Genomic DNA, 22404 nt, shown 5'->3' on the forward strand with positions numbered 1-22404 from the left:
CTCCCAAAATCTTATACTTTCTTTCGTGAATCAAAAACTCCGGTTCAGGTTTTTAGGAAACCTTTACCGGAGTTTTACGATAAATACAATCGAATTTGGCACAGGTTTGACAAGGTTCATTAGGTGTTACATTTTGATGTGTCCAGACGATTATCCCTGTCAATGAATGTTTGGGTATGATCAAATAGTCATCATTAAACGTAACGCCTACACGATTAAAGTCAAGATATTTAAAGAACAAAGATTGGGCTTCAATCATCCAATCACCATAACCGGGTGCCATTCTCGGACTTAATTGGGCACCTTCCCTTTGTGCCATCGGTTTGATATATTTTTTTAATTGTTCAACCGTTTGATGAACGGCTACGGTACCGATTGAATCCCAAAGGTAAGCGGAGGTTAAATCCTGATGTTTTGTATAGGACTCTACTTGCTTTTCTAAATCACCACCAATCGTAGCGATCAAAAATGTAATTTTGTAACCCCGATTGATGACTCTTTTCACCTGTTTGCCACCAAATTTTAATGTGTTCCATTCCCATTTATCCAGTAATTCTGAGCAAATCTCTTCCGTTTTCATCATTCCGGTAGGTTTTAAGTAAACTCGTGCTTGTTTAATCGCTTCTTTTATTCGGTACTTCCAATCTTCTGGTACTTTATTTTCCTTCAAAAATCCCATATATCGATATACGAGATTCTCAGGAATCGTTATTGATAATCTTGGAAAAAACATTAGATCACCTTAGGCATTTTTTGCGGAATATCTAAAAGTTCAGACACCATAGTCAAGTCGCCAATAGGATAAATATGGATTCCTTGAACGATGCCTTTTATCTTTTCGATTAATTGTTTGCCAACTTCAATTCCCGCTTCTCTCCCACCTTGTTCGACTTTACTGATAATTTCTTCAGAGATCTGTATTCCAGGAACTTTTTGGTTCAGATAGTGGGCCATCTTCCCATTTTTTAATGGTAAAATTCCAAAAATGATATGAATCGGAAGATCTCTTGTTAACTCCAAATACCTCTCCACTTGGTTTAAATCAAAAACAGGCTGCGTTTGAACAAAATGAACTCCCGCGTCCACTTTCCTTTTTAATTTTTCAAGTTCAACATCTAGGTCGTCTGCTCCTGGGTTGGCTGCAGCACCAATAAAGAATTGGGTTGGTCCATTTAATGGATGTCCTGTCAAATCTAAACCCTCATTTAACTGTTTTGCAATTTTTGCTAAGCCAATGGAGTCTACCTCATAGACCCCACGAGCATCTGGATGATCCCCTCTCGTAGGTTGGTCGCCTGTCAACGTTAAGATGTTTCTTACCCCTAAAGCAGCTGCTCCCAATAATTCCGATTGAAGACCTATCACATTTCGGTCACGACAAGTTAAATGAAAGATCGCTTCGATCCCCATATCTTGTTGAATTACATGAGCTAAAGCGATTGGACTCATCCTTAATGTTGCCATTGGACTATCGGCTATATTAACTCCGTCTACATATCCCTTTAGAAAAGCTGCTTTTTCTAGTACTGGCATCGGATTGGCACCTTTTGGTGGCTCTAATTCAACCGTAACCACGAACTTACCTAATGTTAATTTTTCTTTTAGTCCATGGATTTGGTAGGTACTCATTAAGAAACACTCCTTTGTTTCAATAATGACTTTGCTACTTCTACTGCTTCAACAGCATCTTTTGCATAACCAGCTGCACCGATTTCTTTTGCATATTGTTCATTGACAGCGGCACCACCAATGATAACTTTGAATGGTAAGTTCTGTTTTTCGACCATTTCTACCACTTCTTTCATCCTTACCATCGTGGTCGTCATTAAGGCGCTTAAGCCAATAATGTCTGCTTTCTCTTCAATCGCTCGTTGAATCACCACTTCATTTGGTACGTTTTTGCCTAGGTCGATCACTTTGAATCGATGATTGGAAAGAAGTACACTGACAATGTTTTTGCCAATATCATGAATATCTCCTTTCACCGTTGCCATCACGATCGTCCCAATCGTCTCATCCGATTGTTTGGCTAATTCAGGTCGTAACCGCTCAAAACTGGTCGTCATCGTATCACCCGCCTGAATCAGCTGAGGAAGGAAATAGGTTCCATTGCCAAATAATCTTCCTACCTCTTCGATACCAGGGATTAAACCTCTGTTGAGTAACTCCATTGGGTCTTTGCCTTCTTTTAAACCTTGTTCTATTAGAGGAACGACTCGATCCTTATCCCCTGCTAAAACCACCTGATAAAGAGCTTCATAAATGTCTTTTGCTTCTTTTTGCTTAGGGGCTTTTCTTACCATTTTTTCTTCATTTGCTCCCATTTTTTCCTTTGCATATTCAATATAGGCTTCAGCATGGCGATCGCGGTTGGTTAAGACTGCACCAATTTTCATCGTTTGAACCATTTGCTCTTCCAATGGATTCATAATCGCTGCATCTAAGCCTGCTGCTAATGCCATACTAAGAAAGACGGGATTAATCGCTTTTCGGTTCGGTAAGCCAAAGGAAACATTACTAACACCCAAAATGGTAGGTACTTGTAATCGTTCTTTCACTAAGGTGATCGCCTTTAATGTTTCGGCAATCCCTTCTGGTTGGGCACTGGCTGTTAACACTAAACAATCAATGATGATATCTTGTTTGGGAATCCCATATTCTGCGGCTTTCCTGACAATTTTTTCTGCGATTTGGTATCGTTCTTCTGCCGTTTTGGGAATTCCCTTTTCATCAAGCGTTAAACCTACGACTGCTGCCCCGTAGCGTTTCACCAAAGGGAGGATCGAATCAAGACTTGCATCCTCCCCATTCACGGAATTTACCAATGCCTTACCTGGATAAAGTTTTAATGCATGGTCTAAAACCTCAGGGTTGGTACTATCAAGCATTAAGGGTGTGTCGACTAATGTTTGGATCGACTGAATGACCTGAACCATTGTTTTTCTTTCATCAATGGTCGGTACACCAACGTTCACGTCAAGAACTTCTGCCCCTGCTTCTGTCTGTTCGATCGCTTCTCGACGCACAGTTTCCATTTTCCCTTGTTTTAGTTCTTCTGATATTTTTTTCCTACCTGTTGGATTAATTCGTTCACCAACAATCACTGGTAAACCTTTAAATGGGTCAATCGTTGTTGTCCGAACACGACTAGCAACTCGTAAACCAAACTCTTGATTTCGGAGAATTGGTGTGAGTTCTTTCACTTGCTCATAGATCGCTCTCGTATATTCGGGAGTACTTCCACAGCAGGAACCTACCATATTAGCGCCATATTCAACAAACTTCCTTGCATATTCTGCCATTCTCTCAGGTGACCCTTCGTAAACGGTTTTTCCTTTCACTAACTTTGGTAAACCTGCATTGGGTTGAACCAAAATGGGTAGATTGGTTGAGTGTACTAATGTTTTCACAACTTCTTCTAATTGTTCTGGCCCTACGGAACAGTTTACTGCGATGACAGATGCTCCTAAACGTTCTAAGACGACAGCTGCCGTTTGCGGATCTGTTCCTGTAAATGTTCTCCCATCTTCTTGGTAACTCATACTTGCGATGACAGGAAGATGGCTATTTTCAGTGGCTGCCATCAACGCTGCCCTCATTTCATTGATATCTCCGATAGTCTCAATAATAATCAGATCGGCCCCTGCTTCTGTAATTGCGATAACCTGTTCTTTATAGACTTCATAAGCCACATCAAAAGGTAATTCCCCTAAAGGTTCAATGAGCTTTCCCGTTGGACCAATTGAAGCAGCAACATAGCCATAGCCATGATTGTTTACCGCTTCTTTGGCAATTTGGATTGCTGCATGGTTTATCTCTGCCACCTTATCATCTAGTCCATATTCTTCTAAGCGGATTGCTGTCGCTCCAAAGGTATTGGTTGTAATAATGTCAGCTCCCGCTTTTAGATAATTCTCATGAATCTCTCGTATTTGTTCTGGATGGGTAAGATTCCATCCTTCAGGACATTCCCCAGCAGGAAAATTTCTTTCCTGAAGTTGGGTTCCCATTGCGCCGTCAAAAACGACAATTTTGGATTGAATCAATTCTTTTAACCATTGACTCATGTTCCCTCACATCCTTTACTCTATTTCAACCATCTCTCTGTTTTTGGAAAATCTAAAGATTCTACGAAAACTCGTTCATACCCGTTAACTTCGGATAGGTTATAATGTTCAATCTCACTAGCCAATTGAATCCCTTTTTGCCATTCTACTTTGGATAAAAGTGCAAGCTTGGCTCCATAACCAGCGGCATTCCCAACCGTCTTGATCTTATTCTCATCGATCTGCGGAATTAAGCCAATTCGTTTCGCATTATAGCTATCGATATAACTTCCAAATCCACCTGCTAGATAAAGTTGGTTGATTTGCTCAGGTGCAATCCCTAATTGATTCATCAGTAATTGGATTCCTGTATAGATGGCTCCTTTTGCTAATTGCAACTCGCGAATATCTTGCTGAGTTAATGTAATCGCTTCACCTGTTGCACTCTTTTCAGGTTCCACGATGATAAACTCATTGCCTGTTTCTTTCTCGATAATTCGTTTCTTTAAGAAAAAGGAGACAATCGGTGGGACCTCCTGTTTATTTTTTATTCTTCCTGATGGATCAATAATGCCAATTCGTAATAATTCAGCAACGAGGTCTACTAATCCAGAACCACAAATTCCTTTTGGTTTGGTATTTCCAATCACCTCATATTTTAAATCCGTTTCAATCCAAACATTCCCGATGGCTCCTTCAATTGCCCTCATCCCGTGGCGAATTTGGCCACCTTCAAAAGCAGGCCCTGCTGGCGATGAACAAGCGACTAATCGATCTTTTGTCCCTAATACCATCTCTCCATTTGTCCCGATATCGACTGCTAGGGTAAGTTGTTCCTGTTCATACATTTTCGTTGCTAAAATTACTCCAACGGTATCTGATCCTACAAATCCCCCTAAATTGGGTAAGACTCTTACAAGAGCATTAGGGATATTTAAATCAAGCTCCCTAGCAAAAAGCATAAACTCTTGCTGAATCACAGGAATGTGCGGAGCCTGACCTAAGGATTTTGGACTAATTCCCAATAATAAGTGTTGCATGGTGCTATTTCCGACAATCGTACAATCCAGAATGTTCTTTGCATCAATCTCTGATTTTTCGGTGAGTTCAGAAATGATTTCATTCATCACTTCAATGACTGTTTTCTGCAACACTTTGACTCCGTTTTTCTTTTCTATCGCATAACTAATACGTGAAAGCACATCAGCACCATATTGTGCCTGCCGATTCAAACGAGAAGCTACCCCTAATTCTTTACCTGAGTTTAAGTCTAGTAAATAACCAACTACACTCGTAGAACCAATATCAAATGCGATACCAAATAATTGATCTGTGGTATCTCCTCTTTCTAAATGAATCACTTTTCCATTAGGGTCAAGCGTTAAGGTTAATCCTTCTTTTTCTCGAATCAATACAGGAACTTGTCTCAATTGTTCTAAGGTAAACTCTAGTTTTTCTACATCTGAAAGATAATCATAAATGGAATGTAGATCAGAAACCTCTGGATTTTGCATTGGAATATATATTTTTCGTAAAAAAGGAAGGAAGTCAAAATCCCTTTCTACGCTATTTTCCATTACTTGAAGTTTTTCTTCTTGAAGTTGAGGAACTTCAATATGTAATCCTTTATCAATCAATATTTGACAAGCAAGATGGTACCCTTCCCTTTTTTCGCCAGAAGTAAGAACTTGTTCTTCTGTACGATTCCAAGGAAGGGATTCTTTGATTTTTACTTTACATGTACCACATCGCCCTGTTCCCCCACATGTAGCAGGTAGCGGTATCTCTTCATTTTGAATCAGATCAAGAAGTCTTGTTCCTGTCTCTACATATCGAGTGATTCTTGTCTCTCCTTTTTCAATAAAGATTGTTCTTGTTGCCATTTTTCTCCCGCCTTACCATGATTTCTTTCATGCATATACTTTTCGCTTACTTTTCTCCTCTTGCTCTTGCCAAGTAGAAATAGGATACCATTTTAATCCCCAGTATTGTTTTTCTACTTGATAGAGAAATTTCTTGATGTCATCTCCCCTACCTGAAATGACATAACCAGTGGTATATTCCTGATTGGGTAATTCTATCCATTCACTGGCATGAATCGTTATGCCGAACTGTTGAAATGAATTTTTCAATAATAAATCCTCATTCTTCCTGTGTTTTTGTTTTGATTGTATAACAAACCAATAGGATTGGTCTCCTTTATGCTCAGCAATTGCTTTCCATTTAACCCCTCTTTTTGGAACACCCAATTTCTGTCGTTGCCATACATTGACGAGATCTTCGATAATTGCACTAGCAGTGGCTAAAGAGCCTGCACCTGATCCTTGAAAAAACAATCGTCCTGCTAGATCCGTTTCGATTACAATTCCATTTTCAACACCTTCTACATAATAAAGAGGGTGTGACTTTGATAAAAAGGTTGGTTTTACTTTTGCCTCCCAACGATCATGGTTCTTATATAGTGATCCGATCAATTTTAAACGTAATCCAAATTGTTCGGCAAGCGTCAAGTCTTCGATTAATACCTGTTCAATTCCTGATCGATCAACATGATTCCAATTCGGTTGTTCATCAAACACTAAATCACTTAGAACCATTAATTTAAAAAAGGCGTCCCATCCTTCAATATCATTACTTGGATCTGCTTCTGCATACCCTTTTTCTTTTGCTTCCATTAACGCTTGCTCAAAAGAGATTTTTCCTTTCCGCATTTGTGTCAGAATATAATTCGTCGTACCATTAAGGATCGCTTCAATTTTTGTGATATGGTTTACTTGTAATAATTCTTGTAATGTACGAATGACAGGAATAGCACCAGCCACACTTGCTTCATAGGCTAGTTGAAAACCAGTTTGTTCAGCAATCTTACGTAATTCTTTTCCATGGAAAGCCATTAATTCTTTATTTGCTGTAATCACATGACACCCTTTTGTTAATGACTGCTCAATATATGTTCTTGCTGGTTCAATTCCACCAATCATTTCAATCACAAAATCAATCTCTGGCAATTGAAGGATATCCACATAATCAGTAGTAAGGATAACCGAAGGATCAAGATCAATCTCTCTTTTTTTTTCCTTATTTTTAACAAGAATTGCAACTACCTCGATCTTCTTACCTAATACTGCTTGAAGTTGAGTCTGATGTGTTTGAATCGTCTCATATACTCCTTTACCTACAGTACCCAAACCTAATAATACGACTTTAATCGATTCCATATATACCCTCCCTCACTAGATGAGCCCATTTCTCAAATTCAACTAAAAATCCATCATGGCCAAATTGTGTATCTACTTCGATGAATTTAGCTCTTCCACCTATTTTCTGGTAATGCTCGACTAGTTGTTCTAATTCTTTAGGTGGATAAAGCAAATCCCCTCGAAATCCAATGGCGATCATCGAAGCTTCCATTAGCTCTAAGGCTTTTCTCCAATCCCCACGGTCTTTTCCTAAATCAAATCGATCCATCGCTTTTAATAAATAAAGATAACTATTCGCGTCAAATCTCCGAGTCAATTTTTCTCCTTGATAACGTAAATAAGATTCCACTTCAAAAGTAGTCTCGTCATGACGAATACCCCAATTCGCATGTTGTGCTCTTTGAAAGCGAGCATTAAAGAGTTCAGCTGATCGATACGTAACCATCCCTACCATACGAGCAATTTTTAATCCATTAATCTGTTCATTTGAAAGATAATCCCCTTGATTCCATGCTGGATCATTTATGATTGCCAACCTTGCGATTAAGTTATAAGCAATCGCATAATCACTAAGATAGGGTGTGACTGCAAGAAGAATCAGCGTATCCATAAAATCAGGATAGAGAACCCCCCACTCCAATACCTGCATCCCACCTAATGATCCACCGATAATCGCCTTGACATGGTCAATTTTCAGCTTTTTTAAAGCGAGATATTGAGCGTGAACCATATCACGAATGGAGATGAATGGGAAATTAGCTCGATAAGAATTGCCTGTATCTGGGTCAATGGTTAATGGGCCTGTTGATCCATCACATCCACCAATCACATTCATCGTGATCACTTGAAATTCTTGCGTATTAATCGCTTTATCTGGCCCAATCAATCCTGACCACCAACCAGGGTTTTGTTCTGTTCCAACGGCAAATTGATTCCCTGTTAAAGCATGACATACAAGAATAACTGGTGCTTCCTTTGATCCTACCCGTTCATAAGCAATCTGTACATTTTTTAACTTTTTCCCTGATTCTAAAGATAACTCGCCAATTTCAATGACACTTGCTTCATAGGGTGATTGAATGATCGTTGTTACCATTAAAGTCCCCCCCCAAAAAGATAAATAAAAAACCCTCTTCATAAGAAGAGGGTAGTTCTTTTACACTCTTCTTATCTCTCGGAGATGATTCTCCGCAGGAATTGGCACCGCGTTTTTATAAAACCGGTTGCCGGGCTTCATTGGGCCAGTCCCTCCACCTCTCTGGATAAGAATAATCAATTAATATTCTCTTTTATTATTTAGATAAAATAACATGAACTCCGTAACTTTCATAAACATGAAAAAACCCTCTTCATAAGAAGAGGGTAGTTTTACGCTCTTCTTATCTCTCGGAGATGATTCTCCGCAGGAATTGGCACCGCGTTTTTAAAAACCGGTTGCCGGGCTTCATTGGGCCAGTCCCTCCACCTCTCTCGATAAGAAATCCTGTGTCGTTTTAGATTGTTAATGACATCATATAATCATTACCAGTCTATGTCAAGACAAAATTGAAATTTCTTTCCTTTTCGAGATTTCCTGTGATAATTTTTCACCATTTTTTTTAATCAAAATATATTGTTATAGAGGCCTAATGTGCGAGGTGAGTCAATGGCTGTTATTAAAACAAACATAAACGATTTGAAATTACTAGCTAGATTAATGCGGGCAGAAGCAGAAAGTGAAGGGAAACTTGGGATGTTGCTAGTTGGGAATGTTGGAGTAAACCGGGTTCGAGCCAATTGTTTAGATTTCAAAGGAATCCGAACCGTGCCGCAAATGATCTTTCAATCCCCAGGAGGATTCGAGGCTGTACAAAAATCCTATTTTTATCAAAGAGCACGCACTTTAGAAATCCAATTAGCTCGAAAAGTGGTCAATGGAGAAAAATATCATCCTGCTACTTTTGCCCTATGGTTTTTTAATCCAGGAAGAAGAAGTTGTCCTAGTAGGTGGTATATAGCATGGAATACAGGACGATATAAATCCCATTGTTTTTATGCACCTACTTATTCAGACTGTCCTTCAGTTTATGGAACTTTTTAAAAGGAGTGATTGTTTATGTATCCATACTATCCTTATTTTTATGATCTATTTTCAGCATCTCAATATGATCAAAATTTCCCCCAACCTATAATGCCGATGCAACCAATGTATCCAATGCAACCCATGATTCCAACACCCCAAGCCCCTGAACGCGGGATCGAAATTCCAGGGCAATTACCTTTAGAGGAATCCTATATTGAAAACATTTTGCGATTAAATCTCGGAAAAATTGCTACCATTTATATGACTTTTGAAAATAATAAAGAATGGAATGCAAAGGTGTTCCGCGGAAGACTAGAAGCAGCAGGTAAGGACCATATCATTATTAGTGATCCTGAAACAGGGAAACGGTACCTCTTATTGATGGTTAATCTTGACTATATTACTTTTGATGAAGAACTGAATTATGTTCCTCCAGCGATTCCAAGATAAACCCCCATGCTGTGCGCATCGAAAAAAGGCAGGAAATTAACGATTTTTTCCTGCCTTTTTAAAACCCATGGCTTGTATGATTCTAACGCACTCCGATACCTCGCGGTTTTCCTTGAATAAACAGTCGGTAGGAAAACTCGCTCGCTAAAGTCGCCCTTATAGAATCATACAAACCTATTTTTATTGCATTTCCTTTGATTCTTTGAATATTCCCCCTTATATCTGGAAATATTTTAGATGTTTAAACAAACGCTTAATAGGGGTTTAGGAAAATGAAGGAAATTGAAAGAATCAAAGAAGCCTATGCAAAACGAAACCAACTTGCCAGACAAAATTGGTATGAACCTTTAAATCCGGTCGTTTATTTAACCCAACAAGAAAAAGAACGAAAACTGATTCAGTTGTTGAAATGGGCAAAACTTGAACCTTTAGCCGATAAAAAAGTTTTAGAAATCGGTTGTGGTTCAGGTGGGAATCTTCTTCATCTCATTCGCTTAGGTTTTAAACCAGAAAATCTTGTTGCCAATGAACTATTAGAAGAAAGGGCCTTTCATGCCAGAAGAACATTACCGGTCGTTACCAAAGTGATGATTGGTGATGCTTCTACCCTTGATATGTCGGATCATAGTTTTGATATTGTTCTTCAATCAACGGTTTTTACATCCATTCTTGATGAAGAGTTTCAACAAAAATTAGCCGCTAATATTTGGCGGCTTGTCAAACCTGGTGGTGGTATTCTTTGGTATGATTTTGTTTATAACAACCCTAATAACCCTGATGTAAAAGGGATTCCCTTAAGAAGGATTAAAGAATTATTTCCCGAAGGTCAAATTAAATCTTGGCGTGTAACTTTAGCACCACCGATTAGTAGGCAAGTGGTTAAAATTCATCCTGCTTTATATCATCTTTTTAACTCGATCCCTTTATTACGTACCCATCGATTATGCTGGATTTCAAAACAAAAATAGGGGCCTGAACCCTTACTTTTGGGTCAACCCCCTTTTTGTTATTTTACAAATTATTTAAAAATTCCTAATGGCTTACCAGTTGGTAAAAACTGACGACCAAAATGGTGATTTAAAACAGTTGCAGCCGACCCATAAAAAGAAACCATTGAGATCGCAAGTTCTGACCATGCCGCCAGTTTATGAGAAAACTCAGGTAGTATCTGGAACGAGCTTAGGGAAAGACCAATAAATAAAAGATCAATAAGTACAAAAATGATAAATAAAACTTTATTCGTTTCCATTGATCCAATCGTCATATAAATACTAAAAATTAAATAACCAACAAAAGCAAAACCAAGTTGTTTGATATCCACATCTGCTTTTAATTCTTCACCAAAAGCACCCATTTGAATTAACCAAGTAATTCCTACTGCAAACCAAAAAAATGCGTAAGCAGCAAATGCAGTACTTCCAAAGATATTATTCCGTTTCGAATCATTAATACTTGCAAACAATTGAGCAAATGCACCTAAAAATAATGCCCATGGAACTGCATACGAAAACCCTTGTGTTATTCCTAACTTCTGGGATGAAGCCACCAACGTTACAATGGCTAACCCTAATAAACCAATTCCCCCTGGCTCTACCACACTAAACTGTTTTTCTTCATTCCCACTCATTTTAGATTATTCCCCTCCCATTTTCCTATTGCTTTAAACTTTGCACTATCCCTTATCTATGACAAAGTTATCCATGTTCTAATGGTAACAGAAATATTTTCTAAATTCAACAAAAATAAAGAATTTTTCAAATATTGAGTATTTACATATAAAAAGAGCCTGCATAAGGCAGACCCTAAATCATGTAGACGCTATTCATTTATAAACGGGTTTTCCCATTCCATTAATACACTATAATGATGGGATTCTTCGTCCTCTAGATAATTAGGAATCACGGCAATGGGCATTCTTTCACTCCGTTAAACAGATATCGTTCCTTATAAAACATATGATCACCCTACTTCCAATCAGGATACAAGTCTGTTCGTCTGTCTCTCCAAGTCGTGACAGAGCCGCTTTCTCTAACCTTATATAAAAGTTCTAAATCAAGATCAGCGGTTATCACCATGTCGTCATTAATTTCCCCTTCTGCTAAAATTCCTCTTGGTGGGAATGGAATATCATTCGGGGTGATAATTGCTGCTTGACCAAAATTGGCTCTCATAAAGTCAACAGTTGGTAATGATCCGATTGTCCCTGTTAGGACAACATAGACTTGGTTTTCGATCGCCCGAGCATGACTTGTATAGCGAACCCGGTGAAAACCATGGCGATCATCGGTACAAGACGGGCTAAAAATAACATCCGCGCCTTTTGCTTTGGCCATTCTTACAATTTCCGGGAATTCAATATCATAACATGTTAAAATGGCGATTTTCCCTTTCTCTGTATCAAAAACTTTGAGTGAATCACCAGGAGTAATTTTCCATTCTTTCACTTCCGTTGGTGTCATGTGAAGCTTTGCTTGTTCTTCGATTCTTCCATCTGGATAAAATAAGTGCGCTGTATTATATAATTTCCCTTCCTTTTCAATAATATGAGTTCCGCCAATGATATACATCTGTTTCTCTTTTGCAAGATTTTGGAACAAGTGAAGATACTGCTCTGTAAAAGATGGTAAATCCTGAATAGTTAATGCATTCTTTTTTTCATCACCAATGGATAATAGTTGGGTAGTAAAAAATTCTGGAAATAACAGAAATTCGGCGCCAAATTCTTCTGCTGTTTTTACATAATGTTCAACTTGCTTAGCAAACTCTTCGAAACTGTGAATTGAATGAAGATGATACTGTACAGCAGAAACTCGCATTTTCATCGTAAGCCCTCCTGTCTTTTGATCTTAAAATACCTAAATTAAAAATCAAAGTTATCCGGGTCTGCTCCTAATCTTTGGTTTTCATTTAATTCATCAATGGCTAGCATGTCCTCTGTGTCGAGTTCAAAGTCAAAAATATCTGCGTTTTCTTTAATTCGATCTTCATGTACAGACTTAGGGATCGTAACTACTCCATGCTGTAAATCCCATCTTAGTACGATCTGTGATGGCTTTTTGCTATATTTGTTAGCTAATTCGACAATTGTTGGTTCGTTGAAAATTTGACCTTGCATCAGTGGTCGCCATGCTTCTAATTGAATATTATGGGTTTTGCAAAAATGAAGTAATTCTTTTTGTGTAAGTCTTGGATGAAATTCAACTTGATTCACCATGGGGATGATCTCAGCATCTGCCATCACATCTTCAAGGTGATGGATTTGGAAATTGCTTACCCCAATTGCCTTAACATAGCCATCTTTGTACAATTTTTCGAGAGCTTTCCAAGTTTCTTTGTATTTCCCTTTCACAGGCCAATGAATTAAATAAAGATCAACGTATTCTACACCTAACTTCTTTCTGCTCTCTTCAAAGGCTTGTAGTGTAGATTCATATCCTTGACGGTTGTTCCAAACTTTTGTCGTGATAAAAATCTCTTCTCTTTGTACCCCTGATTCTCTTATCGCTTTTCCAACTCCTACTTCGTTATCATAAAATGCCGCCGTATCGATACTCCGATAACCAACTTTTAATGCCGTCTTTACTGCGTTTTCAACCTCTTCCCCTTCTTTTGCCTTATAGACACCAAGCCCAAGCCAGGGCATTTTTACCCCATTATGTAATACGGTAGAGTCGGTAATATTAAATGGCACGATAATCCCCCCTGATCCATATTGTGAAATCGGTCTTATTATAACCTATCTTTCTTTTTTATATATAGTTGAAGTTTTTTAGGAAACAAAAAAGACTCATCTGAAACTGAGCCTTTTTAAAAAAGTGCGAGCAGTTGATAGATCATAGCAGCAATAAGGGCTGATAGTGGGAGGGTAATAATCCAAGTGATCACAATTTTACCTGCTATTCCCCACTTTACATCTTTCACCCTCTTCGCAGCACCAACCCCCATTATCGATGAAGAGATCACATGTGTTGAACTTACAGGTAGCTTTAAGGTGGTAAATCCGAAGATAACGATGGCAGAGGATAAATCTGCAGCTGCGCCATTAATCGGCTTTATTTTCATGATTTTCCCGCCAACCGTTTTAATGATCTTCCATCCCCCAACTGATGTACCCAAACCCATCGCTGTCGCAGATAATAATCGAACCCACATAGGAATATTTGTATTCGTTTGGAATCCACCTGCGATGAGTGCTAACGTAATAATTCCCATTACTTTTTGGGCATCATTTGTACCATGAGCATAAGATTGAAGTGCAGCTGTAAAGATTTGAAAGATGCGGAATCCTCGATTTGTTTTTGCAAGATGGAAATCTTTAAATATCCATTGAAACAAAGTCATAATAATAAAACCAATCGTAATAGCTAAGAAAGGAGAGATTATCAAAGATTCGATAATTTTCAAAAAACCATTGTAATTCAAAGCATTGAATCCAGCTGCAGAGATCGCCGCACCTGCAATTGCACCAATAATTGCATGAGAAGAGCTACTTGGAATTCCATAATACCAAGTTATCAAGTTCCATATAATAGCACCGATTAAACCAGCCAATACTACCATTGCTCCGTTTTCTAATGTAAAAGGGTCGACAATACCTTTTGTAATCGTTTTGGCTACTCCTGTAAATGTAAGTGCCCCAATGAAATTCATTGTAGCAGCTAATACAATGGCTGCCCTAGGACTTAAGGCTCGAGTCGATACAGAAGTAGCAATCGCATTGGCTGTATCATGGAATCCATTAATAAAATCAAAACTTAAGGCAAAAAGGACAATGATTAGTAATAGAATGGTACCCATCTTGACATCTCCTTAAGCATTTCTCATGATGATTGTTTCTAGTGTATTCCCAACATCCTCGCAGCTATCAGAGATGCTCTCCAGCGTTTCATAGATCTCTTTATATTGAATAACTTTGATTGGATCCTTTTCTCTGAGGAATAATTGTTTTATACTATCACGCAAAAGATCATCGCATTCAGATTCATAATCATTGATTTTAATCACATGCGGACGAATATCCATTAATTTTTTTTCAGATAGTAATTCTGCAGCTCGAACCACTTCTTTTGAACTTTCATAAATCTTATCTACAAAGGTAACCATATATTGATCAGCTAGCGTAATATTGTACATATCTAAGCGTGATGCACAACGTTCAAATCCATCTAAGACATCATCCATTTTCATTGCTAACTCCAAAATATCTTCCCTTTCAATTGGGGTAATAAACGATTTATTTAATGTAACGATAAGATGATGAATGATGGAATCCCCATTTTTTTCGTATTCTTTCATCGTTTTTTGAAATTCTTTTAGATCTTCCTCATTATGAATCTTAAAGTCAACAAAATAATGAGCAGCATCTTCTAAATTTTTGGCTATGCTTAAGAGCATTTCTAGAAACTTGTCCTTTTTTGACGTAAACAACATGAAATACGCCCCCATTTTCTTCTGAACTTATTTGTCCTCAAATATTCTATCAAAAGGATAATTTGAAATAAATAGACCTTATATTAAAAACTTCTATCGAAGTCTTTCGAAGAAGTAGTCGAGTCCTTCTTTAGCGGAAGTTTTTTATGCCGATAGTTCGAGTGTCAACAAAAAAGAAGTTCTTGTTCAGAACTCCTTATCACTATGTGGAATCATTTATTACCATCTATTACAAAAGAACTCTTTAAAGATACAATCCGATTAAACACCTTTTTCTCGTCCGTAGTATATTTTGGGTCGACATTGAAGTATCCATGACGGAAAAATTGGAATTTATCTTGAGGCTTTGCCTCTTTCATATTCGGCTCAACAAAACCTTGTAAGACTTCTAATGAATTTGGATTGATATTTTCTAAGAAAGAGCCTCCCTCTTGCTGCTCTTCCTCTAGGATTAACGGCTCGTATAAACGGAACTCGGCAGGGATCGCATGTTTGGCTTCTACCCAATGAATCGTTCCTTTCACCTTTCTTCCGGTAAAACCAGTACCGCTTTTTGTTTCTGGATCATACGTACAGTGAAGTTCGATGACATTTCCCTTTTCATCCTTAATAACCTCATTGCATTTAATAAAGTAAGCATGTTTTAAGCGAACTTCATTTCCTGGATATAATCGGTGATATTTTTTCGGTGGATTCTCCATAAAGTCGTCTTGTTCAATATAGATTTCTCGAGAGAAAGGAATCATACGAGTTCCCATCTCTGGATTCTCTGAATTATTTTCTGCTTCGAGCATTTCCACTTGATCCTCGGGATAATTGGTAATGACTACTTTTAACGGGCGAAGAATCGCCATTGTTCTTGGTGCTTTTAATTTGAGATCTTCACGAACAAAATGCTCTAGCATTTGGTAATCTACTGTGCTGTTACTTTTGGCCACACCAATCTCACGAATAAAGTTGCGGATTGATTCTGCTGTATATCCCCTTCTTCTTAAACCTGAAATCGTAGGTATCCGTGGGTCATCCCAACCATCAATGATATTTTGTTCAACCAATTGTTTGATATATCGTTTCCCCATGATGGTATTACTTAAATTTAATTTTGCAAATTCAATTTGTTTTGGTGTGTTTTCCATCTCACATTCTCTTACGACCCAATCATATAATGGGCGATGGTCTTCAAATTCTAAAGTGCAAAGAGAATGTGAGACTCCTTCAATCGCATCTTCGATTGGATGAGCAAAATCATACATTGGATAAATACACCATTTATCACCTGTATTATGATGAGTAGCATGGGCAATCCGATAAAGAACAGGATCCCTCATATTCAGATTAGGTGAGGCCATATCAATTTTTGCCCTCAATACTTTTTCTCCATCTTTGAATTCGCCTTTGCGCATACGTTCGAACAAATCTAAATTTTCTTCAATCGATCGATTACGATAGGGACTTTCTTTTCCTGGTTCCGTTAAAGTTCCTCTCGTTTCGCGAATCTCTTCTGCCGATAAATCATCGACATACGCTAATCCTTTTTTTATCAAAAGAACGGCCCGATTGTACATTTCCTCAAAATAATTTGAAGCAAAAAACAAGCCGTCCCATTCGTAACCTAACCATTTGACATCTTCTTTTATCGCTTCTACAAATTCTTTATCTTCTTTTAATGGGTTTGTATCATCAAAACGTAAGTTGGTTTTACCATTAAATTCATCTGCCAATTCAAAATTTAGAACGATCGACTTGGCATGTCCAATATGTAAATAACCGTTTGGCTCTGGAGGAAAACGGGTAATAATCTGATCATACTTTCCAGTTTTTAAATCTTCAATTACGATATTTCTAATGAAATTAGATGGAGCATTTTTTTCTTCCACTCTTCTCTCAACCTTTCTTCATCCATGCATGATATCCTAAAAATAATTTATATCATAAAAAGCAAATGATTTCTATGTATCTTTATTATCTTGTACTAATTTTTCATTTATAAACCCGGTCATCTCTATATCAGTTCGTAAAAAAAACAATAAATGGTATAATAACTCTAGTAAATATTTACATAAAGGAGTTAGATCGATGAATTCATTTGAACGAAATCTTGACAAATATGCGGAATTGGCAGTAAAGGTTGGTATTAATGTTCAACCTGGACAAACATTGGTTATTAATGCACCATTAACAGCAGCTGATTTTGTTAGAAAAATTGCAAAAAAAGCATATGAAGTAGGTGCAAAGAACGTCCATGTTGAATGGAATGACGAAAAATTAGCACGAATTAAATATGACCTTGCTCCTGATGAAGCCTTTAAGGAATTCCCAATGTGGAAAGCAAAAGGTTTTGAAGAAATGGCCGAAAATGGCGCAGGTTTTATGTCGATTATTTCTTCTGACCCTGATTTACTAAAAGGAGTTGATCCAAAGCGGATTGCTACATTTAATAAAACGGCAGGACTTGCTCTGCAAAAATATCGTGAATATGTATTATCAGATCGAGTGAGTTGGACTGTTATCGGTGTTCCTTCAAAAGAATGGGCAGCAAAAGTATTCCCAGGTTTAAGTGAAGAAGAACAAATTGCAAAACTTTGGGACGCAATTTTTAAAGTGAGCCGTGTCGATGTGGAGGACCCGATTCAAGCTTGGAAAGAACATAATGAAAATCTCCTAAAAAAAGTCAATTATCTCAACGAGAAGAAATATAAAAAGTTGCACTATAAAGCTAAGGGCACCGATCTAACCATTGAACTTCCTGAGGAACATATTTGGCTTGGTGGAGGTGGCGAAAACCAAAAAGACGTTTACTTTAATCCCAATATTCCCACTGAGGAAGTTTTTACTTTGCCATTAAAAAATGGGGTAAATGGTGTTGTCCGCAGTACAAAACCATTAAATTACAGCGGCAACTTGATCGATAATTTCTCACTCACATTTAAAGATGGCCGAATTGTCGATTTTACAGCAGAACAAGGATATGACATTCTCAAAACATTAATTGAAACCGATGAGGGATCTCATTACTTGGGTGAGGTGGCTTTAGTTCCCTATGATTCACCAATCTCTCAGACCAACATTCTCTTTTACAACACCTTGTATGATGAGAATGCCTCTTGCCATTTAGCAATTGGGAGTGCTTATAGTAGTTGTCTAGAAAATGGAACAAACCTTTCAAAAGAAGAGTTAAAAAAGAAAGGTGCAAACCAAAGTATCACCCATGTTGATTTTATGATCGGCTCAAGGAATCTTGATATTGATGGGGAGACAAAGGACGGTAAGTTGGAACCCATCTTTCGTCAAGGAAACTGGGCGTTTTAATAAAGGAGAAGCCAAGGAATGCGATCCTTGGCTTTTTCTTTCAAATCACTTTTTGGCAGCAACTCGAGAAGATTTCAAGTTCTTGCTTTGCCTTTTCTGAAAAGAGGTTTTAGCTGAAAGTGCAGTTTTCACTTTTGCACGTACTTGATGTTTTTCATGCTTTTCTTTTTTTACTTTGAGGGGTTCCTCTTCGGTCAATTTTACAGGTGTTTGGTCGGGTTCCTTTGTCAACATTTTTAATGCTGCAGAAACAAGAACAAGTGAATCGTGCTCATCTAATAATTTCTCTGCCATTTCTTGGTAAGAAAAGTACTTTCCTTGTTCGATCACTTCCAATAGTTTTTCGACAGTAAGTCTCAGCTGCCCTTCCATCGCTTCTGTAACGGTTGGAATTGCCTTCCGTATAATTTTGCGTTTTGTTACTTTTTCGATGGTTCGTAAAAAAGGAATCTCCCTTGGGGTTACAAATGTAATCGCCAAACCTGTTTTACCCGCACGTCCCGTTCTCCCAATTCGATGAACATAACTTTCTGGGTCTTGTGGGATATCAAAATTAAATACGTGAGAAACCCCGCTAATATCTAATCCTCTTGCTGCAACATCGGTCGCGACCAAAATTTCAATACTTGCCTCTTTGAACTTTCGTAACACACTATCTCTTTTCCTTTGGCTTAAATCGCCATGAATTCCTTCTGCACTATATCCTCGCTTATTTAGTGCTTCTGTTAATTCATCAACCCGTCTTTTTGTTCTTCCGAAAACAATGGCTAACTCCGGTGCATGAATATCCAACAAGCGACATAATGTATCAAACTTTTGTTTTTCATTCACTTCAAGATATTGCTGTTCAATATTAGGTACCGTTAGCTCTTTTGCTTTAATCGAGATAAATTCGGGGTTTTTCATGAACTTATTTGCTAGAAGTTGAATAGGTTTTGGCATCGTTGCGGAAAAGAGTAACGTTTGTCGCTCCTTAGGAATCTCTTCTAATATGGTTTCAATATCATCGATAAAACCCATATTTAACATTTCATCTGCTTCGTCCAATACTACCATTTGGATGGAATGAAGTCGAATTGTTGCTCTTCTCATATGATCCATGAATCGTCCAGGTGTTGCAACGATGATATGCGGCCTTTTCTTTAAAGCCTTAATTTGGCGATCAATTTCTTGCCCTCCGTAAATCGGAAGTGTACGAACTCCTTTAAACTGACCAATCCGATTTAGTTCCTCTGCAACTTGAACTGCAAGTTCACGTGTTGGGGTTAGAACTAGGGCTTGAACACTTAAGTTTTCTTTCTCTATTCTTTCGATTAGTGGAATACCAAAGGCAGCAGTTTTCCCAGTTCCTGTTTGCGCTTGTCCAATTAAATCTTTCCCTTGCAGCGCAAGAGGTATTGTTTGTTCTTGAATGGGTGTTGCTTCTTCAAAGCCCATATTGGTAATCGCGCGAAGTATATTGTGATGTAATCCTAACTCATAAAAAGTTGTCAAAATCCTAACTCCTTTAATAATTTTATCGCTGATATTCATTAGCTAACGATAGCATGTTATAAAGGAAAAAGCAAATGAATTATAAAAAATGAACTACGAGAAAAAGTTTTTCCGTATGATGAGATGATAATCATATTATGCTCTTTTAAAAATTTTATAAAGGTCATCCTTTAAAAAATAGATCAATGAAACTCCAGCAAACAGGATCGCACTGCTCGTTTCTAATAATTCTCCACCTGAAGGAATCAACTTAACAAGCCCTTCCCCTAGTAATTCTGCACCGATAAAAATTAATATTACGCCTAATACTTGAAAGATAATTTTCAGATTTAATTTCAATGAAGTCTTAAAAACGATATAACCAACGATAATTGCCAAAATGATACCAATAACCGTACCTGAAGCTATGGTTATAGCATTTTCGCTAACTTTTGTGAGAGTAAAGGTTACTAGTTCCATTCCTTCTCTTAAAACAGATAGAAAAGATAATACAAACAATCCCCAACCTGTATTCTGTTTATCGATACTACTTTTTAGACTCTTTGCCATATTTCTATTTTGTGTTGCCATCCATACAACAAAATAACCAATTAATCCAGATGCGATCAGCATCATAATTCCTTCAAATAGTTCTTCCCCTGCTTCTTCAAGTTCTTGTGCTTCTCTAAAACCAATAAACCCGCCGATTAAGCTAATGAATATCCCTATAGTAGCACCAGAATAAACATATTTTGATAGATTTTCTTTTTTGATTTGAACAAGATAAGTTAATATAATACCAACAATTAAAACAGCCTCTAAACCTTCTCTAAATGATAAAAACATACTTGAAAACATATAGAATCCCTCCATAATTGATAATGATTATCAATATCATTATAAAGCGTGTGAAAATGATTGTCAATGGAACTGCTTCATACATTTTTTATAATCAACAGCCATATATTGAGCAAACATTAGGACATGAATAGTGGAACTTTATTTGTGGTACGGTTCTCCGTAATGTATCTAAATGAGGTTTTTGACATTTTTTAATTTTTTCTTCATTAAAATTCTTGACAAAGTAGCTCTAGATAAAATCTAGATTTATTTTTGTGATTTAAAAATCTGTATCTCTTGCCCTACCCATTGGGATAAGATTTCAATGGTATCCTTACCCGCATACTTTAGATATGTGTTCCATCCTATAAGGTTTATGGTTCGTCCAATTTTCATTTCTAAAATCCTATCTGTCTGTGCAACATATCCTTCAACTTTATATTTTGTCTTCTCTGCTTTAGTTGTCGGGCGCAAAAGGATTTTTTGGGGCTTAATATTTAAATACTTGAAAATTTCTTTTGAGGTTGTCTTTCCATTTAAAAATAAGGTGTGAATTTGACCATTTTTAATAATTTCACCTAGTAATTCTAAGTCACTTGAACTAATAAGTGCTTTTTTCTGATTTGAACTCAATTTTCCCCATACATCTAAGGTTGCCCACTGACTTAAATCGAGATGGCATGCCGTTCCATCATAATAATCATAACCAGTAGACTTTTTTAAGAAGTCTGCTATCCTGTCAAACCAGTCTGAATATACAATTCCTGGTCGTTCAAAGTATCTTTCACAATAGTCTAGTACTAAATTTTTATGAGTTTCATTAATTTCTTCATACTTAGTTATCCCAAGACTTTCAAGGGTATGAAACCTGCGTTCTCCTTTAACAATGTCAAATTCATGATAACTTGGATTTAAACTTATAGTAGCTACTTTTGCACTTCTAAATTTTCCAAATGCAATAACTGGTGTACTTCCTGGCACTACAGAACAATCTTTTGGAGGTGATTGCCTTAAACGGTTCAATATAATGTCATCTAATGTTTTCATTTCTAATACCCCAATACATACAGAAAATTAAGAGACTGTTTACTTAATTTTTGACTACTTCTTGTAGTAGAAAAGTTGAATATCATCCCAACTTCTCATTCCAATTCGTAATATCACCATTTCCTTCAGGTAATCTTCTTCCATAAATTCTAGTTCCATTGAGTTCTGAATAAGTTGATTCAATTCTTCCTCTTTTTCCAATATTATCATAGCCTGATATGAAGGAAGTATAAAGTCCTCAACTTTCTCACCATTGCTTAGATATTCATAAAGACCGAAAAATTCTTCTTCCAAATACTTCACTAATTCCTTTGAAAGCTCACCCCCGATTGTTTTAAAGTCCTTTAAACGCTGAATTTTTTTCATCATTGATAACTCCTATACGATTTTTGTGCAAACTCCATCGCTATACATACGGCTATTCCAAACACTGTTCCCAACAAGAAATATCTCATTACTATTCACCTCTATTCTCCTTAAAGTACAATCAACTTTTTTCTTTCAATAACATATAGATAGACAAACCAAACACTACTCCTGCCTTAAA

General features: G+C 37.3%; 20 protein-coding genes and 2 riboswitches. Of the genes, 4 read left to right on the plus strand and 16 right to left on the minus strand.

The features are described from left to right. Positions 1-52 precede the first annotated feature (52 nt). Genes EDD72_RS07585 through metX form a run of 6 tightly spaced genes read right to left on the minus strand, consistent with a single transcriptional unit; the run spans position 53 to position 8342 of the window. Entirely contained in the window at positions 53-733 is a 681-nt protein-coding gene (locus tag EDD72_RS07585; protein WP_132768950.1) for a hypothetical protein, read from the minus strand. Further along, the gene (locus EDD72_RS07590; RefSeq protein WP_132768952.1) at positions 733-1629 is read right to left on the minus strand and encodes a methylenetetrahydrofolate reductase; all 897 of its coding nucleotides are present in this window, start codon (positions 1627-1629) and stop codon (positions 733-735) included. Before EDD72_RS07590 ends, EDD72_RS07585 begins: the two co-directional genes overlap by 1 nt. Continuing rightward, positions 1629-4067, minus strand: a complete 2439-nt coding sequence (locus tag EDD72_RS07595; protein ID WP_132768954.1) for a homocysteine S-methyltransferase family protein — start codon at positions 4065-4067, stop codon at positions 1629-1631. The genes EDD72_RS07590 and EDD72_RS07595 overlap by 1 nt, the downstream gene beginning before the upstream one ends. Before the next feature lie 20 nt (positions 4068-4087). Further along, positions 4088-5929, minus strand: coding sequence for an ASKHA domain-containing protein (locus EDD72_RS07600; RefSeq protein ID WP_132768956.1), 1842 nt, complete (start codon positions 5927-5929; stop codon positions 4088-4090). A gap of 27 nt (positions 5930-5956) precedes the next feature. Then, positions 5957-7264, minus strand: coding sequence for a homoserine dehydrogenase (locus tag EDD72_RS07605; RefSeq protein ID WP_132768958.1), 1308 nt, complete (start codon positions 7262-7264; stop codon positions 5957-5959). After that, positions 7251-8342: a homoserine O-acetyltransferase MetX gene (metX, locus tag EDD72_RS07610; RefSeq protein WP_132768960.1), complete on the minus strand. Its 1092-nt coding sequence runs from the start codon at positions 8340-8342 to the stop codon at positions 7251-7253. Before metX ends, EDD72_RS07605 begins: the two co-directional genes overlap by 14 nt. A gap of 68 nt (positions 8343-8410) precedes the next feature. Next, positions 8411-8515: riboswitch (SAM riboswitch) on the minus strand. Positions 8516-8622: 107 nt separating this feature from the next. Further along, positions 8623-8726: riboswitch (SAM riboswitch) on the minus strand. A 165-nt stretch (positions 8727-8891) separates the two neighbouring features. Between metX and EDD72_RS07615 the strand changes: the two genes are divergently transcribed. The 3 genes from EDD72_RS07615 to EDD72_RS07625 all read left to right on the plus strand — a co-directional run bounded on the left by EDD72_RS07615 (position 8892) and on the right by EDD72_RS07625 (position 10726). Continuing rightward, positions 8892-9326 (plus strand): cell wall hydrolase, encoded by a 435-nt coding sequence (locus EDD72_RS07615; protein ID WP_132768962.1) that lies wholly within the window; start codon positions 8892-8894, stop codon positions 9324-9326. Positions 9327-9341: 15 nt separating this feature from the next. Beyond that, the gene (gerQ, locus tag EDD72_RS07620) at positions 9342-9758 is read left to right on the plus strand and encodes a spore coat protein GerQ (protein WP_132768964.1); all 417 of its coding nucleotides are present in this window, start codon (positions 9342-9344) and stop codon (positions 9756-9758) included. A gap of 272 nt (positions 9759-10030) precedes the next feature. Further along, the gene (locus tag EDD72_RS07625) at positions 10031-10726 is read left to right on the plus strand and encodes a class I SAM-dependent methyltransferase (protein ID WP_132768966.1); all 696 of its coding nucleotides are present in this window, start codon (positions 10031-10033) and stop codon (positions 10724-10726) included. A gap of 50 nt (positions 10727-10776) precedes the next feature. Here EDD72_RS07625 and EDD72_RS07630 read toward each other — a convergent pair whose 3' ends face one another. The 6 genes from EDD72_RS07630 to EDD72_RS07660 all read right to left on the minus strand — a co-directional run bounded on the left by EDD72_RS07630 (position 10777) and on the right by EDD72_RS07660 (position 17065). Continuing rightward, positions 10777-11385: an acetate uptake transporter gene (locus tag EDD72_RS07630; protein WP_132768968.1), complete on the minus strand. Its 609-nt coding sequence runs from the start codon at positions 11383-11385 to the stop codon at positions 10777-10779. Between the two features lie 337 nt (positions 11386-11722). Further along, entirely contained in the window at positions 11723-12580 is an 858-nt protein-coding gene (locus EDD72_RS07640) for a carbon-nitrogen hydrolase family protein (RefSeq protein WP_132768970.1), read from the minus strand. A 38-nt stretch (positions 12581-12618) separates the two neighbouring features. Continuing rightward, on the minus strand, positions 12619-13401 hold the full coding sequence (locus EDD72_RS07645; protein ID WP_132769013.1) for an aldo/keto reductase: 783 nt from the start codon (positions 13399-13401) through the stop codon (positions 12619-12621). A gap of 164 nt (positions 13402-13565) precedes the next feature. Continuing rightward, the gene (locus tag EDD72_RS07650; protein WP_132768973.1) at positions 13566-14555 is read right to left on the minus strand and encodes an inorganic phosphate transporter; all 990 of its coding nucleotides are present in this window, start codon (positions 14553-14555) and stop codon (positions 13566-13568) included. Positions 14556-14567: 12 nt separating this feature from the next. Then, complete coding sequence (locus EDD72_RS07655) at positions 14568-15188, minus strand: DUF47 domain-containing protein (RefSeq protein WP_132768975.1); 621 nt, start codon at positions 15186-15188, stop codon at positions 14568-14570. A gap of 212 nt (positions 15189-15400) precedes the next feature. Then, entirely contained in the window at positions 15401-17065 is a 1665-nt protein-coding gene (locus tag EDD72_RS07660) for a glutamine--tRNA ligase/YqeY domain fusion protein (RefSeq protein WP_132768977.1), read from the minus strand. 199 nt (positions 17066-17264) lie between these two features. Here EDD72_RS07660 and EDD72_RS07665 point away from each other — a divergent pair, with 199 nt between their 5' ends. Further along, positions 17265-18497 (plus strand): aminopeptidase, encoded by a 1233-nt coding sequence (locus EDD72_RS07665; RefSeq protein WP_132768979.1) that lies wholly within the window; start codon positions 17265-17267, stop codon positions 18495-18497. 45 nt (positions 18498-18542) lie between these two features. On the opposite strand, the gene cshA is transcribed toward EDD72_RS07665, so the two are convergent. From cshA to EDD72_RS07685, 4 genes are all read right to left on the minus strand, one after another. Further along, positions 18543-20030 (minus strand): degradosome RNA helicase CshA, encoded by a 1488-nt coding sequence (gene cshA / locus EDD72_RS07670; RefSeq protein WP_207893668.1) that lies wholly within the window; start codon positions 20028-20030, stop codon positions 18543-18545. Between the two features lie 96 nt (positions 20031-20126). Continuing rightward, positions 20127-20828, minus strand: coding sequence for an FTR1 family iron permease (locus EDD72_RS07675; protein ID WP_165895011.1), 702 nt, complete (start codon positions 20826-20828; stop codon positions 20127-20129). A 249-nt stretch (positions 20829-21077) separates the two neighbouring features. Continuing rightward, complete coding sequence (locus EDD72_RS07680; protein ID WP_132768984.1) at positions 21078-21857, minus strand: hypothetical protein; 780 nt, start codon at positions 21855-21857, stop codon at positions 21078-21080. A 54-nt stretch (positions 21858-21911) separates the two neighbouring features. Next, positions 21912-22226: a hypothetical protein gene (locus EDD72_RS07685; protein WP_243643804.1), complete on the minus strand. Its 315-nt coding sequence runs from the start codon at positions 22224-22226 to the stop codon at positions 21912-21914. Positions 22227-22404 lie beyond the last annotated feature (178 nt).

Source organism: Tepidibacillus fermentans, from assembly GCF_004342885.1.
Lineage (GTDB): Bacteria > Bacillota > Bacilli > Tepidibacillales > Tepidibacillaceae > Tepidibacillus > Tepidibacillus fermentans.

Coding starts and splice junctions, on each gene's coding strand:
- EDD72_RS07600 (WP_132768956.1), bottom strand. CDS start 5,929: ATGGCAACAAGAACAATCTTTATTGAAAAAGGAGAGACAAGAATCACT.
- EDD72_RS07595 (WP_132768954.1), bottom strand. CDS start 4,067: ATGAGTCAATGGTTAAAAGAATTGATTCAATCCAAAATTGTCGTTTTT.
- EDD72_RS07650 (WP_132768973.1), bottom strand. CDS start 14,555: ATGGGTACCATTCTATTACTAATCATTGTCCTTTTTGCCTTAAGTTTT.
- EDD72_RS07605 (WP_132768958.1), bottom strand. CDS start 7,264: ATGGAATCGATTAAAGTCGTATTATTAGGTTTGGGTACTGTAGGTAAA.
- EDD72_RS07585 (WP_132768950.1), bottom strand. CDS start 733: ATGTTTTTTCCAAGATTATCAATAACGATTCCTGAGAATCTCGTATAT.
- gerQ (WP_132768964.1), top strand. CDS start 9,342: ATGTATCCATACTATCCTTATTTTTATGATCTATTTTCAGCATCTCAA.
- EDD72_RS07665 (WP_132768979.1), top strand. CDS start 17,265: ATGAATTCATTTGAACGAAATCTTGACAAATATGCGGAATTGGCAGTA.
- EDD72_RS07630 (WP_132768968.1), bottom strand. CDS start 11,385: ATGAGTGGGAATGAAGAAAAACAGTTTAGTGTGGTAGAGCCAGGGGGA.
- EDD72_RS07675 (WP_165895011.1), bottom strand. CDS start 20,828: ATGTTTTCAAGTATGTTTTTATCATTTAGAGAAGGTTTAGAGGCTGTT.
- EDD72_RS07625 (WP_132768966.1), top strand. CDS start 10,031: ATGAAGGAAATTGAAAGAATCAAAGAAGCCTATGCAAAACGAAACCAA.
- EDD72_RS07680 (WP_132768984.1), bottom strand. CDS start 21,857: ATGAAAACATTAGATGACATTATATTGAACCGTTTAAGGCAATCACCT.
- EDD72_RS07645 (WP_132769013.1), bottom strand. CDS start 13,401: ATGCCCTGGCTTGGGCTTGGTGTCTATAAGGCAAAAGAAGGGGAAGAG.
- EDD72_RS07655 (WP_132768975.1), bottom strand. CDS start 15,188: ATGTTGTTTACGTCAAAAAAGGACAAGTTTCTAGAAATGCTCTTAAGC.
- metX (WP_132768960.1), bottom strand. CDS start 8,342: ATGGTAACAACGATCATTCAATCACCCTATGAAGCAAGTGTCATTGAA.
- cshA (WP_207893668.1), bottom strand. CDS start 20,030: ATGAATATCAGCGATAAAATTATTAAAGGAGTTAGGATTTTGACAACT.
- EDD72_RS07640 (WP_132768970.1), bottom strand. CDS start 12,580: ATGAAAATGCGAGTTTCTGCTGTACAGTATCATCTTCATTCAATTCAC.
- EDD72_RS07590 (WP_132768952.1), bottom strand. CDS start 1,629: ATGAGTACCTACCAAATCCATGGACTAAAAGAAAAATTAACATTAGGT.
- EDD72_RS07685 (WP_243643804.1), bottom strand. CDS start 22,226: ATGATGAAAAAAATTCAGCGTTTAAAGGACTTTAAAACAATCGGGGGT.
- EDD72_RS07615 (WP_132768962.1), top strand. CDS start 8,892: ATGGCTGTTATTAAAACAAACATAAACGATTTGAAATTACTAGCTAGA.